At 54.7% G+C, this 12,352-nt stretch carries 12 protein-coding genes and 1 pseudogene; 4 read left to right on the top strand and 9 right to left on the bottom strand.

The genetic code is table 11. The features are described from left to right. Nucleotides 1-129: 129 nt before the first annotated feature. Entirely contained in the window at nucleotides 130-612 is a 483-nt protein-coding gene (locus NYE26_RS13930; protein ID WP_339256595.1) for a GNAT family N-acetyltransferase, read from the bottom strand. Nucleotides 613-804: 192 nt separating this feature from the next. Here NYE26_RS13930 and NYE26_RS13925 point away from each other — a divergent pair, with 192 nt between their 5' ends. Beyond that, entirely contained in the window at nucleotides 805-1,404 is a 600-nt protein-coding gene (locus NYE26_RS13925) for a hypothetical protein (RefSeq protein WP_339256593.1), read from the top strand. Here NYE26_RS13925 and NYE26_RS13920 read toward each other — a convergent pair. The 3 genes and pseudogenes from NYE26_RS13920 to NYE26_RS13910 all read right to left on the bottom strand — a co-directional run bounded on the left by NYE26_RS13920 (nucleotide 1,394) and on the right by NYE26_RS13910 (nucleotide 4,220). Beyond that, on the bottom strand, nucleotides 1,394-2,311 hold the full coding sequence (locus NYE26_RS13920; protein WP_339256591.1) for a class I SAM-dependent methyltransferase: 918 nt from the start codon (nucleotides 2,309-2,311) through the stop codon (nucleotides 1,394-1,396). The two genes, NYE26_RS13925 and NYE26_RS13920, sit on opposite strands and share 11 nt — an antisense overlap. A gap of 171 nt (nucleotides 2,312-2,482) precedes the next feature. Next, a pseudogene (locus NYE26_RS13915) lies at nucleotides 2,483-2,572 on the bottom strand (glutamine amidotransferase); the annotation flags it as partial. Between the two features lie 253 nt (nucleotides 2,573-2,825). Then, nucleotides 2,826-4,220, bottom strand: coding sequence for an FGGY family carbohydrate kinase (locus tag NYE26_RS13910; protein WP_339256589.1), 1,395 nt, complete (start codon nucleotides 4,218-4,220; stop codon nucleotides 2,826-2,828). A gap of 126 nt (nucleotides 4,221-4,346) precedes the next feature. On the opposite strand from NYE26_RS13910, the gene NYE26_RS13905 reads away from it, so the two are divergent. Beyond that, a complete protein-coding gene (locus NYE26_RS13905) occupies nucleotides 4,347-5,105 on the top strand; it encodes an SDR family oxidoreductase (RefSeq protein WP_209870475.1) in 759 nt (252 codons plus the stop codon). 62 nt (nucleotides 5,106-5,167) lie between these two features. Here the strand turns inward: NYE26_RS13905 and NYE26_RS13900 are convergent, their stop codons facing one another. The 5 genes from NYE26_RS13900 to nirB all read right to left on the bottom strand — a co-directional run bounded on the left by NYE26_RS13900 (nucleotide 5,168) and on the right by nirB (nucleotide 10,174). After that, nucleotides 5,168-5,488, bottom strand: coding sequence for an iron-sulfur cluster biosynthesis family protein (locus tag NYE26_RS13900; RefSeq protein WP_339256587.1), 321 nt, complete (start codon nucleotides 5,486-5,488; stop codon nucleotides 5,168-5,170). A gap of 235 nt (nucleotides 5,489-5,723) precedes the next feature. Beyond that, nucleotides 5,724-6,491 (bottom strand): uroporphyrinogen-III C-methyltransferase, encoded by a 768-nt coding sequence (cobA, locus tag NYE26_RS13895; RefSeq protein WP_339256585.1) that lies wholly within the window; start codon nucleotides 6,489-6,491, stop codon nucleotides 5,724-5,726. Continuing rightward, nucleotides 6,488-7,375, bottom strand: coding sequence for a formate/nitrite transporter family protein (locus NYE26_RS13890; RefSeq protein ID WP_339256583.1), 888 nt, complete (start codon nucleotides 7,373-7,375; stop codon nucleotides 6,488-6,490). Before NYE26_RS13890 ends, cobA begins: the two co-directional genes overlap by 4 nt. A gap of 38 nt (nucleotides 7,376-7,413) precedes the next feature. After that, nucleotides 7,414-7,725, bottom strand: coding sequence for a nitrite reductase small subunit NirD (gene nirD / locus NYE26_RS13885; RefSeq protein WP_339257479.1), 312 nt, complete (start codon nucleotides 7,723-7,725; stop codon nucleotides 7,414-7,416). Between the two features lie 19 nt (nucleotides 7,726-7,744). Further along, nucleotides 7,745-10,174: a nitrite reductase large subunit NirB gene (gene nirB / locus NYE26_RS13880; protein WP_339256581.1), complete on the bottom strand. Its 2,430-nt coding sequence runs from the start codon at nucleotides 10,172-10,174 to the stop codon at nucleotides 7,745-7,747. Between the two features lie 339 nt (nucleotides 10,175-10,513). Here nirB and NYE26_RS13875 point away from each other — a divergent pair, with 339 nt between their 5' ends. Beyond that, a complete protein-coding gene (locus tag NYE26_RS13875; protein WP_339256579.1) occupies nucleotides 10,514-11,110 on the top strand; it encodes an ANTAR domain-containing protein in 597 nt (198 codons plus the stop codon). Nucleotides 11,111-11,122: 12 nt separating this feature from the next. Next, the gene (locus NYE26_RS13870; protein ID WP_339256577.1) at nucleotides 11,123-12,172 is read left to right on the top strand and encodes an anthranilate phosphoribosyltransferase; all 1,050 of its coding nucleotides are present in this window, start codon (nucleotides 11,123-11,125) and stop codon (nucleotides 12,170-12,172) included. The last annotated feature ends 180 nt before the right edge of the window (nucleotides 12,173-12,352 follow it).

Below are 12,352 nucleotides of genomic sequence, written 5' to 3'. Positions count from 1 at the left end.
ATTCCAATGTACAATATTAGGATTCAAAATATACCCATAAATGATATACACATCCCTTTATTATCGGATTTATTTTCCATTAAATTTATAGAAGTGAATTCTTCATCGTGCCCATATTTCCGCATTAAATCAGTTATGTAAGTCTCGGATATACCATGCATCGCAGGCATAATGCTCGGAACCGGCCAGCGGGCCATCCAGCGGGCTGAACCCGTGCTTGACATAGAAACGGCCAGCGGCCTGCATCGTCAGCAGTGTCTCTAGATAGCATTTGTTGTAATGCTGCTTAGCGAAGGCAAGCGCTGTATCCAGCAGCTCTGCTGCAACGCCTTGGCCGCGGATGGCTGCGGACAGGTACATTTTCTGCAATTCACAGATCTGCTGTGCTTCGTCAAAAGCCGCAATCCCGCAGCCGCCCAGCACCTGCCCATCCACTTCAATAATCCAGTAAGCCCGGTTTGCCGCGCTATTATAATAGGTATATAAGTCATGCAGGCTATCATCTGCCCAAGCCAAGCCTTCGCGGTTGCCGCCGAATTCAATCAGGCATTCCCTGATAATCCCCTCAATGGCTGCATTATCCCTGCGCTCAATGGGACGGATGGTAATCATATCGTTGTCCTCCTCTTACCCTCTATCTGTTTCGTTTCCTGCTTCAATGTATAGTTAACCTATCATATCATTTGCTGCTGATTGCTGTCATTCACTCGCAATAGCTAGGCCACCCTCTCCGGTTTGGCTCCTTCCCCCTGAACGATTCGCCTGCTATACTGGGATTTGCAAGCAGGATAAGGAGTGAGACAGATGAACAAGCTGGTTTTTTTCCTCGGACCTGGAGGGGCGGGCAAAACCACATTAGCTAAGGCTGTTGCAGCCCGGCGTCCGGCGGCGGTGTTCGATATGGACATTCTGCTGCGTCCGGCAGCAACCGCGATCATGACTATGCATGGGCTTGACCCTGACGACAGAGATTCTGATGAGTATAAAAGACTATGCCGCGACCTCGGCTATCGCATTACTATGGATGCAGCGCTGGATAATATCGGTCTGTCCAACGATATCTACTTGGTGGGTCCCTTCACCAAAGAAGCGGCCGATCCGGAGTGGATCGGCCGCGAACTGGCGCGCATCGGGCGCACACTGGAGGAAGTCGAGGTCAAGGTAGTCCTGGTAGGACTTGCGGATGCAGCCATGTTCCGTGAACGGCTTGAAGGCAGGCATTCCGCGCTCGACACCTGGAAGTTCGCCCATTGGGAGAACTTTAGCGCTTCTCTAGGTCCCCGCACCGTAGCCTGGCCGCTCCCGTCTGCTCAGGTGGCGCAGATCGACAATTCCCATCCTGACCGGAATGTCGCTGTAGCGGCGGTGGAGGCTTTTATTTATGGAGAGGAAGCTACCGCTTAACCGCATGAACATAATGGATCGTCTCAAAAGCGCTTAGAGCATCACTCCGGCCGCTGAAAAACCTCTCGTTGATCTCAACCGGAGACAGGTGCTCGTAGACCAGCAGCCCGGCCCCGGCCAGCAGATCTTCTATCTCCGAATAGCTGAACCAGGATTGCATGGGCTCGCCGCTGGCAGCAGCCATTTGCACCATTTTAGCCACCCGGCCGGACACGCCCTGCTCTTCCATTAAATACTCATCTGCATAATCCAGAACGATAGAGCTACCTGAGGGAACTTTTGCGAGCAGCTCCTTAATCAGGCGGGCATTCTCCTCCTTGGTAAGGTAGTAGGATACCCCCAGCAGGCTGAACAAGGTCTTAGCTTCGGGATCGAATCCCCGATTAAGCAGACTGGAATACGAAAATTCGCCCGTGAAGTCGATGGGGACGAGATGAAGATTGCCCGGAACCTCAAGCAGTGCGTCCTTAAGCCTCTGCTGCTTGGATGCCTGGGTAGCAGGAGCATCAACTTCAAAAATCGTGAGCCGCTCCATAAGCATAGGATAACGGTAGGCAAAGCTGTCCAGCCCCGCGCCAAGAATTACATACTGCTTCAGCCCGAGACTCAGCTCATGCAGCACAATAGCCTCACAGTAGGCAGCACGTGCCAGCGGTGTGGGCGATAACTGGACCTGGACAATCCATCTCAAGATGGCTTCAGGATCGTCCGGGTAACTCTCCGCGATCTCGGGACTGAAGAATGCAATTCCCTGCACCATATTCCTGCGGATATCCGCGAACTCCTGTGGTGATATCAGCTTCGGCGCCACATCATCATTGAATATCTTGGGATTGTCATATTGACTGTGATAAGCTCGGCCAAAAGCGGCCACTAAGGCAGTCATGCTGGACTTGTTCTGCTTCATTGATGGTTCCTCCATGCAAAAATAAGATTCCCCTGGCCAGGAGAACCTTATTATATACACAAACTATTAATATGTAAATTATAGCATATAAAATATTTTTTGTCAATGATAGATGTTACAATATTTCCTGTTTATCCCTGATCTAACGAGCCCATTAGCTGGAAAAAGAATTCGGCCTGTGTTCAGTTCTGCGGCTAAATACCCGCATTCCCAGTCTGACATCGTATTGAATACATATAGATAAGCTTGTCTGTTGTGCATATTGCAACTCTCCCATCACTATTTGGTATAGCTTATTATAGTAAAACTCCCCTGACAGACGGTGTCAGGGAAGGTGGGGAGAATGGGAAGAATCTACGTTAGCACTTGGGTGGACGCTCCGCAAACAGAACGTTGTTCCCATCGCTGCTATTTAAGCGCGAACTGAAGAACAACCGGGGCTTCGGGAGATTTCTGCAAAGGGCTATCGCCGCCTCATAGAAAATCACTTTTGAGACAGCCCCTTCCCGTTAACTCAGCTAGGCTCTGCTCTAAGATAAGCCCCTGCTTCACTGAAGATTGCGATCTCCCCGCTGCCGACAGCGGCACAGAGCGCCGCTCCCACCGCCGCTTCCTCAGCATGTTCACCAAGCTCAAGCGGTAGCCCGAAGGCCGCTTCGGCCTTGGCGCACAGCACCGGATTCGCCCGCAGCGCATTGCCTGAGCCTATAAGACGGCTGAATGTGCCCGCGCCCTGCTGTTCCAGATCTGCCAGGAAGCCGTGCAGTTCATCTACCATCCCTTGCAAAAAAGCATGGGCCAGCCCGCTGGGAGTAAAATTCTCCAGCGTGATTCCCTCCACACTGCCGCGCTTCTCCGGGTCTGTCCTTGTCCCCAGGAACTGTGTGTTCACCGTAAGCCCTGTGCTGCCGCTTCCCGGAATCTCTTCACTGAGCAGCCTGGACATCAGGGAATAGACATCTGTCGGCGCTTCTCCGGTGTATGCGGTAATCAACTGCCGGAAGAATCCCTCCAGCAGGGCATAAGACTTGCCGCCGCTAAGGGCAGCGCCAACCATCAACATCCCGCCGCCAGGGAACGGGCGTACCTCCATCGCGGAAGGTGCGTTGGCGCAGTCAGGCACCCAGACCGAAAGCTGACTCCCTGTGCCGATGTTCAGCAGTAGAGATTCTCCGGGCTGGGGCACACTGCCCAGGAAGCTGGCTTGATTATCCCCGAGCGAGCTGTATACGGGAATGCCAAGTGATGTGCTACCGATTGCCGTCCCGGAGGGGACGACCTGCGGCAAAAACGAAGGGTCGATCCCGGCGAGACTAATCGCAGTTCTATCGAAATCCCCTGTCCCCAGACTAAAGCCCCCAATCCCCACCGCCTGTGTTGCATCGATCCGCGGCACATCACTGTTCGCCAGCCTCATCGCAATATAGTCCGCAATCGTGCAGAAGCCGACTGCATGCTCAGGGACAAGCTGTCGGCACACATTATAGTAATGGGTAGCGAGTCCATAGCCGGGAGCTACAGTGTACCCGGTAATATTGCTGAGCTGCTGCGCATAGGTAGGACTGCGCATCCCTCCGGTGAGCTGTCCCGCCCGTCCATCCTGCCAGGTATACAGCGGACCTATAGCTCTCCCGCTTGTATCCAAATAGACAATCCCATGCATCTGCCCGGTTAAGCCAATTCCCGTTAATTCCGGCTGCTGCGCCAGCAGACGGTCAAGTATGTGTTCCACCTGCTTCACAATCAGTTCCGGGTCCTGCAGCCGCTCCCATTCCTGATTCAGGCTGAAAGGCAGGCTCGCTTGTGCTTCTGTAATACTATACAGAATCGTACGTTTCTCCAGATCATAGAGCAGCCCGGAGATGGATGTGGTTCCGATATCTAGTCCGGCCGTAATCATAGGCTCCATCCTCTTCCCTGTTGTATAGCCCATATGTTAAGCCTTCGCGAAGGATAGCGTCAACCGGGCGCATAAAACACTATGAAGCAAAAGATACTAGACCAGAGAAAGATAACTATACACGGAGGTACATATATGAGACTTCACAACAAAGTAGCTGTAGTAACCGGGGCGGCATCCGGGATGGGGAAGGCGATTGCCGTCCTGTATGCGAAGGAAGGAGCCAAGGTCGTAGTGGCGGATATTCATTTGGAGGCTGCAGAGACGGTGGCCGGTGACATTAAAGCTGGCGGCGGGGAAGCCATAGCGGTACAAGCCAATGTTGCAAATGAGTCTGATATCCAGAATCTGATCGACAGTACAGTCAACACCTACGGCACGGTAGATATTCTGGTGAATAATGCGGGGATCATGGATAACTTTGAACCGGCGGGTGATATTGAGGATGAGAGCTGGGAGCGGGTTCTCGCTGTCAATACAACTTCGGTGATGCGCGCTACGCGCAAGGTACTGCCTATTTTCCTGGAAAAACAACAGGGCGTTATCATTAACGTCGCCTCGGTAGGCGGTCTGTTCGGTGCCCGTGCCGGGGCGGCTTATACAGCCTCGAAGCATGCAGTTATCGGCTTTACGAAGAATACCGGATTCATGTATGCTGCCAAGGGAATCCGCTGCAATGCGATTGCGCCGGGCGGTGTGGAGACCAATATTGGTTCAACCATGACCCATATCAATCCTTTTGGCATGGAACGTACACAGCCGGGCATGGCGCTTAATCCACGGATGGGCCAGCCCGCAGAAATCGCACAGCTCGCTCTGTTCCTGGCTTCAGAAGAAGCAGGCTTTGTGAATGGGGCAGTCATTACAGCAGACGGCGGATGGACGGCTTATTAGTAAAGGCCATCCCCCGCATGCTACGGGAAGATGGCCTCTTTTCTTAAACTACCTTTATTGCTTCAGCTCCGTGCATCCTGCACCCTGATATTGCTCCCGAATAAGGTGGAATCACTCGTCAGCTTGTAGGCCGGATACCCGGCCTCTGCTTCGAGGCGCATAACGTCATCGAACAGCAATTCCTGCTGGCGGTCACACAGGAAGGTAAAGGGCTCGGTCTGAAACACAATATCTGTCGGCGAAGGCTCGCTAACTACCCGGATCACTAGCACGCCATTACAGCCGCAGTCCTCCGTATCGTAGAACATTTTGAATTGCCCGGGCTTCCCGGCCAGACTCTGCTCCAGCCGTTCGCGGGTCATTGCATTAAGCTCAATCTGCATCTGTAATTTCTCCCTTCAGGACAACCTGTCCGTTATGCTGTATCTGTAGGCGACAAGTATAGTCCCTAATCTACGCAGACCCGTGTGACAGCAGTCACTGTGAATGTGAAAATATAACTTTCAACGCAGCATGCCACATCATCGATATAATCTCCCTCCTGAATATAACACAGAAACAGGCGCTGCCATAACCCGGCTCACTGCCCGGAGATGTGGGCGCCTGCCCTATTCTGCTTCACCCGATCTGCGAACGTACGGCTTCCTCCAGATTCAGCAGCTCCGCCCTGACCTGGACCACCTCGCCAATAATGATCATGGCCGGATTGCTGATCTTCATTGCGGCGGCGACCTTGTCGATATTGCCAAGCGTGCCGGTCACGATCCGTTCGCGCACCGTTGTTCCGTTCTCAATTAATGCAACCGGGGTCTGCGGATCTTTGCCGTGTACCAGCAGTTCCTTGCAGATCTCCCCCAGCTTGCTTACGCCCATATAAATCACAAGCGTATCCACACCATGGGCCAGTGCATCCCAGCGCAGTGGCGAATCTTGGTCCTGGCAGCGGCTGCCGGTCACGATGGCGAAGGAGGCCGCCACACCGCGATGGGTCAGCGGAATGCCCGCAGAAGCGGCTGCGCCGACCGCCGAGGTGATTCCCGGAATCACCTCATAGGGAATACCGGCTGCAGCTGCGGACAACGCTTCTTCCCCGCCTCTGCCGAACACGAACGGGTCGCCGCCCTTCAGCCGGACTAAATGGCTTCCGGCTGAGGCATAGCGGATCATCAGCCGCTCTGTCGTCTCCTGCGGCATCGAATGCAGGCCCGGCGCTTTGCCGCAGTAGATGCGCACGGCATCGCTCCTGGCATAATCCAGCAGCTCCTCATTCACCAGCCGGTCATACAGAATGACATCGGCACATTGAATGCGCCGCAGCGCCTTCAATGTAATCAGCTCGGGATCACCTGGACCTGCGCCTACAATAGATATGCTGCCCTGCTTCATACGCTTTTCTCCAGGGCAGGTGTGCTCGCGAGCCCCGCCTCTCCGCGTCCCGGAAGCTCTGCTGCCGCAGTTGCTCCGGGTTTGCTGCCTTTTTGCGACCTGCTGCCTTTTTGCGATAAATAGAATAGCAGGCCCGTGAATAGCAGACCGCCCGCGAAGTTGCCGAGGAGCACCGGAATGCCGTTCCAGACCCACCAGTCCGCCATCGTCACATTCGCTCCAAGCATCATCCCCGCCGGAATGACGAAGAAATTGACAACCGTGTGCTCGAAGCCCTGTCCGAAGAAGGTCAGGATGGGGAGCCACATGGCGAGGATTTTGCCGGAGGTGGATTTCGAGGTCATCGCCATCACCGCACCCAGCGTAACCATCCAATTGCAGAGCATCGCCTTGATGAAGGCCAGCGCGAGCCCCTCTGCCCCCAGGCTCTGATAAGCCGTCGTCTTCCCTTCACTTGCCGTAATTAGCGTCTGCACCATGGGGTTCGACAGATCGGTGCCCATCCTCGTAATCGTCAGCCCGTATAATGCGGCATAGACGGCACATCCAATCAAATGTCCGAGAATGACCCAGAAGTAGTTCCCCAGCATGCGTCTGATGGTAGTCTGCTTCTCCAGTACGGCCAGCGGAATCAAGGCGAAGCTGCCGGTAACCAGCTCCAGCCCGAGGAGAATAATCATCACGAAGCCTACCGGAAAAAGAATCGCGCCCGCCATAGGGATCTTGGTCTGTGCCGCTGCGGTGAAGGCCAGTGTGGTGGCGCATGCCAGAATGGCACCGCCGAGACTGCCGCGGACAATGAGCTGCATGATGCCCAGTTCTGCTTTGGTTTTTCCCGCTTCAATCATGGAGCCCAGCACTTCGCCTGGTTTGACATAGTCCATTATGAATCCCCCTTTATACGTGTCCATGTATGAATGAATCAGATCGTTAAGTACAAGCTGCCTGTGGCGTGATCGACTTCCACCTCATAGGTGGTCACATGTCCCGTATCGGGGGCCTGCACCTCGCCTGTATGCAGCTCGATCCGCCAGTCATGGAGCGGGCAGTGCACCTTGGAGCCGCAGACCATACCCTCTGAGAGCAGGCCGCCCTTGTGCGGACAACGGTTCTCCACCGCCAGCACCTCTCCGCTGCTTAGCCGGAACAAGGCAATCTCCAAGTGATCTATCCGTATTGTTCGTGATCCTTTCAGATCCACATCATTCAGGTTGCCGATCAGCAGTTTCGTCATTGTCATCCTGGGGGCCTCCTTATACCGTCTCTGGCAAAGAGATCGGTTCGAAATTTTTGCGCAGCTCCGGGGTATTCACAATCTGCTTCCATGGATCGGTAGTCAGGCTGAGCGTCTTCTGAATTCTCTCCACCAGCGCCGCCCGTTCCTCCGGTGATTCCAGCGCCTGCTTGATGCTGTCCAGGCCCACGCGCTCGATCCACTGTGCGGTCCGTTCATTCCATCCGGCTTGCTCGCGGTAGTATTGCAGGAACGCACTTGCCCATTCCAGGACCTCATCATCGGTCTTCACCACGCAGAGCAGATCGGTCGCCCGGACATGAACGCCGCCGTTACCACCGACATGCAGCTCCCAGCCGCCGTCAATCGCGACCACCCCGAAGTCCTTGATTGTCGCTTCCGCACAGTTGCGCGGACACCCGGATACAGCCAGCTTCACCTTCCCCGGCGCATTCAGCCGTTCAAAAGCCTTCTCCAGCCGAATTCCCATCCCCAGCGCATCCTGGGTCCCAAAGCGGCAGAAGGTGGAGCCTACACAGGTCTTCACAGTGCGCAGCGTCTTGCCGTAGGCATGGCCGGAAGGCATATCCAGCTCCTCCCACATCTTCGGCAGATCCTCCTTCTTCACGCCCAGCAGATCCAGGCGCTGCCCGCCGGTGAATTTGACCAGCGGCACATCGTATTTCACCGCGACCTCCGCTATCTTGATCAGCTCCGCCGGAGAAGTGACCCCGCCGTAGATTCTCGGCACCACTGAATAAGTCCCGTCCTTCTGGATATTGGCATGGTAGCGCTCATTCGTATATCTGGATTCATTCTCATCCACGTATTCCTCCGGCCAGAGCATACCCAGGTAATAATTCAGCGAAGGGCGGCATTTCGGGCAGCCTTCCTCGTTGCTCCAGGACAATACATGCATGACTTCCTTCACCGTAGTCAGCTTCATCCGCTTAATCTCAGCGACAATCTCATCCCGGCCCAGCGTCGTGCAGCCGCAGATGCCCTCTTTGACCGTAACGGCAGCCTCTCCGGCGTAGAGCTGGAGCAGTCCCTCTACCAATGGCTTGCAGCCGCCGCAGGAGGCGGAAGCTTTGGTGCAGGCTTTGATCTGTCCGACACTGGTACAGCCGCCGGCGGTAATCGCTTCGGCAATGGTTCCCTTCGTTACTCCGTTGCAGCCGCAGATGATCTCGTCATCCGGCATCCCTTCCAGCCGGTTGCCCTTGGGCGCAGCCAGCGCATCAGCCCGAATGCCGAGCAACAGTTCTTTCTCGCGTCCCTTGATATTCTCGCCCTTCTTGATCATCGAGAAGAGCTGCGCGCCGTCATTCGTATCGCCGAACAGGACAGCGCCGATCAGCTTATCCTCCTGGATGACCAGCTTCTTGTAGATTCCCTCCGTCTCATCTTGGAACCGGAGCGCTTTTGTTCCGGGCTGCTCGTTGTATTGTCCCGCTGAGAAGACATCTACACCAGATACCTTCAGCTTGGTTGAGGTGACTGAACCGGCATAGCCCTCTGTGGGAGCGCCTGCCAGTCTTTTGGCCAGCACAGCGCCTTGCTCATACAGCGGGGCTACCAGGCCGTAGGCAATGCCGCGATGCTCTGCACATTCCCCGACAGCGTAGATGCCGGGCAGGCTGGTCTCCATATAATCGTTCACCACGATGCCCCGGTTCACCTCAATCCCGCTGCTGCGGGCAAGTATAACATTCGGCTTGATGCCGACCGCCATCACAATCAGATCAGCCTCCGCCATCTCGCCGTCTGCGAACAGCAGGCCTTTGACTCTCTTTTTGCCGAGAATGGCTTCCGACTGCTTCTTCAGCAGGAACTTCATGCCCTGAGCCTCCAGCTCTCCCCGCAGCATCCGGGATGCCGCCTCGTCTAATTGACGCTCCATAATATATTCGTGGATGTGAACAACCGAGACGTCCATCCCCAGATGCAGCAGCCCTCTGGCCGCCTCCAATCCGAGCAGACCGCCGCCGATGACAAGCGCTTTGCTGTATTTTTGTGAGACGTCCTGCATGATTTGAGTATCCTTGATGTCACGGAAGGCAATGACGCCCTCCTTCTCCGTTCCGGGAATCGGCAGCATGAAGGGATTGGAGCCAGTCGCCAGAATCAGCTCGTCATACGCGGTGGTAACTCCTTTATCCGTATAGACTGTACGTGCAGCAGTATCAATAGAAGTCACTGTGTGTCCGGTATATAGCTTGATGTTGAAGCTCTTGTACCACGCGAGATCATTAATGATGATTTCATCCAGACTTGCCCCGCCTGCCAGCACAGAAGACAGCATGATGCGGTTATAATTGGGATAAGGCTCTGTACCAAAAATCGTAATCTCGTACGCCTCCGGCGCCAATTTGAGCAGATGCTCAATGGCCCTGACCCCCGCCATCCCATTGCCGACTAATATCAGTTTTTTACGCTTCACTGTCATCTGTATCTCTCTCCTCTCCAGGTGCACAACAGAAATAGCCCGCTTCACCCCGCCCGGAAAAGATACATTTCCCGTAAGCGATATAAGTGAGAGCAGGCGCCATTGCCGCTTCAGCCGAATACATCGTTGTATTCGTGAATTGTTGAATTTGTTAAAACGACTATACTACAGCCGGTTACGATACGTCAATAATTATGACATATAAAATTTAATTAATTTAATTTATCGACAATAATGCTGAATTTGTGTTATATAATATAACATATCCTACCCTGTAATTGGATTGTCAGCAATCATACAAGATGTCTCTATTCTTAGGTAAAAGGAGCGTCGTCCCCCATGCATTCCCTGTTGGTTATAGAGCCTGCCGGAACAGAGAATCTCGCAGAAGCGCGCTCCTCTGATGGGCCTGATCACATTTTAAGCTCTTGCGGCTATGTAGTTGGAACCGCAGCGTCACCGGAGCAGGCCGCTCCGTTCATCGGCGATGCCGACGCCTTCATCCTCAATCTTCCGGTGACGGATATCAGCCACTGGAGATCCCTGCTGGTGCGGCAAAGGATCGCGCCGGTAATCTGGTGGTGTACCCCGCATACCGCTAACCTCTCCGTCTCTGCCTGCGGCGACGATATTATGGTGGACGGCATTTTGTCCCCTGCCATGAAGCCGCCGGAGATTCACTGGACGCTTCATTTCAGTGCCAGACAATGCTTCGAGCGCAAGCAATGGCTGAAGGAACGGGAGCAGCTGCTCTCCCGGATCGAGGAACGCAAATGGATCGATATGGCCAAAGGCATTCTGTCCAAGGCCAAGAATATCAGCGAATCGGAAGCCTACGACCTGCTGCGCAAGCAGGCGATGAATGAACGCAAACGGATCGTCGATGTAGCAACCTCCATCGTCAAGGTCTACCAGATGCTGCAGGATCAAACTTAAGGAGAACACCATATGATTAATATTCTCAAGGAAGTTGCCCGCGGCAAACGCGGTGCGAAGGATTTAAGCTACGGGGAAGCTGAATATGCGGCGGAAGCCATACTCACCCAGGCTGCTTCGCCGGTGCAGATCGGCGCGTTCCTGATTGCAGAGCGCATGAAGCTGGAGAGCCTGGAGGAGCTGGAGGCTTTTGTGGCAGTCTGCCGTAAATACGCTTTCCGTGAGCCTGTTCACCAGGGAATCGACTGCGCCGGTCCGTATGACGGCAGGGTACATTCGTTCATCGCCACCTTCCCTACGGCCTTTCTGCTGTCAGCCGCAGGTCTGCCGGTTACCCTGCATGGTTCAGCGGGCTTACCGCCCAAATGGGGCATTACGCTACAGGATATGATCCAGGCCAGCGGAGTGGATGTAGCCGGACTGAGCCGCTGCGACGCGGTTCATGCCGCTGAAGCCAGCGGGGTTCTGTTCGTGAAGTCGGAGCAGTGGTGCCCGCCGCTGGGGGAGCTTCGCGGACTCCGGGAGGACATTGGCATGCGGACGATTCTCAATACGGCGGAGAAGCTGATTGACTATTCCTGCTCACCGTTTATTGTATTCGGGATATTCCATAATACGGTATTCGACCGGATCTCCCGGCTCATTGTGAAGCTCGGCTATCAGTGCGGGCTGGTAGTGCAGGGTGTGGAAGGCTCGGAGGATCTGTACATTGACCGGCCGAACCGCGTATACCGGATTCAGGATGGAGCGGCGGAGCTGGATATCATTGACCCCGAGGCGCTTGGCCTGGAGGTGACACTGCCTGAGGAGCAGGAGTGGACAGCTCTGCGGCAGCTCCGTATAGCAGAGGAGGTCCTGCAAGGCGGCGGGCATATGGCCTACTACAACCAGACGCTGCTGAATGCCGCTGCGAGACTGCATGCCGCCGGGCGTGTGAATTCTATTGAGGAAGGCGTCTATACCTGTAAGCCTCTGCTGGATAACGGGCGGGCTTGGGAGACCTATCAGCGCTGGCAGCACGCACTGGCGGGCAGCAGGGTCGCTTCACTCGGGCAGGGATAAGAGTAGCCGGCAGAGCCCGACTTCTCCGTTCGCCAGTTCATTGAGGTGCACACAACCTTGTATGGCTGCCTCCTGGGAATTCGGGTGCACTTCTGCACCTCATTTGCCGCTTATGGGTGCGTCTGGCAAATTCAGGTGCACTTCTGCACCTCATTTTCCACTTTTAGATGTGTCTGGCGA

It is taken from the genome of Paenibacillus sp. FSL P2-0136 (assembly GCF_037975325.1).
Lineage (GTDB): Bacteria > Bacillota > Bacilli > Paenibacillales > Paenibacillaceae > Paenibacillus_AQ > Paenibacillus_AQ silagei.
This window is presented reverse-complemented; position numbering and strand designations above follow the sequence as displayed.

Excerpts from the sequence above, each read along its gene's own strand:
- NYE26_RS13925 (WP_339256593.1), top strand. The coding sequence starts at position 805 with ATGAACAAGCTGGTTTTTTTCCTCGGACCTGGAGGGGCGGGCAAAACC.
- nirB (WP_339256581.1), bottom strand. The coding sequence starts at position 10,174 with ATGACAGTGAAGCGTAAAAAACTGATATTAGTCGGCAATGGGATGGCG.
- NYE26_RS13890 (WP_339256583.1), bottom strand. The coding sequence starts at position 7,375 with ATGGACTATGTCAAACCAGGCGAAGTGCTGGGCTCCATGATTGAAGCG.
- NYE26_RS13905 (WP_209870475.1), top strand. The coding sequence starts at position 4,347 with ATGAGACTTCACAACAAAGTAGCTGTAGTAACCGGGGCGGCATCCGGG.
- NYE26_RS13900 (WP_339256587.1), bottom strand. The coding sequence starts at position 5,488 with ATGCAGATTGAGCTTAATGCAATGACCCGCGAACGGCTGGAGCAGAGT.
- NYE26_RS13870 (WP_339256577.1), top strand. The coding sequence starts at position 11,123 with ATGATTAATATTCTCAAGGAAGTTGCCCGCGGCAAACGCGGTGCGAAG.
- NYE26_RS13910 (WP_339256589.1), bottom strand. The coding sequence starts at position 4,220 with ATGGAGCCTATGATTACGGCCGGACTAGATATCGGAACCACATCCATC.
- NYE26_RS13920 (WP_339256591.1), bottom strand. The coding sequence starts at position 2,311 with ATGAAGCAGAACAAGTCCAGCATGACTGCCTTAGTGGCCGCTTTTGGC.
- NYE26_RS13930 (WP_339256595.1), bottom strand. The coding sequence starts at position 612 with ATGATTACCATCCGTCCCATTGAGCGCAGGGATAATGCAGCCATTGAG.
- nirD (WP_339257479.1), bottom strand. The coding sequence starts at position 7,725 with ATGACGAAACTGCTGATCGGCAACCTGAATGATGTGGATCTGAAAGGA.
- cobA (WP_339256585.1), bottom strand. The coding sequence starts at position 6,491 with ATGAAGCAGGGCAGCATATCTATTGTAGGCGCAGGTCCAGGTGATCCC.
- NYE26_RS13875 (WP_339256579.1), top strand. The coding sequence starts at position 10,514 with ATGCATTCCCTGTTGGTTATAGAGCCTGCCGGAACAGAGAATCTCGCA.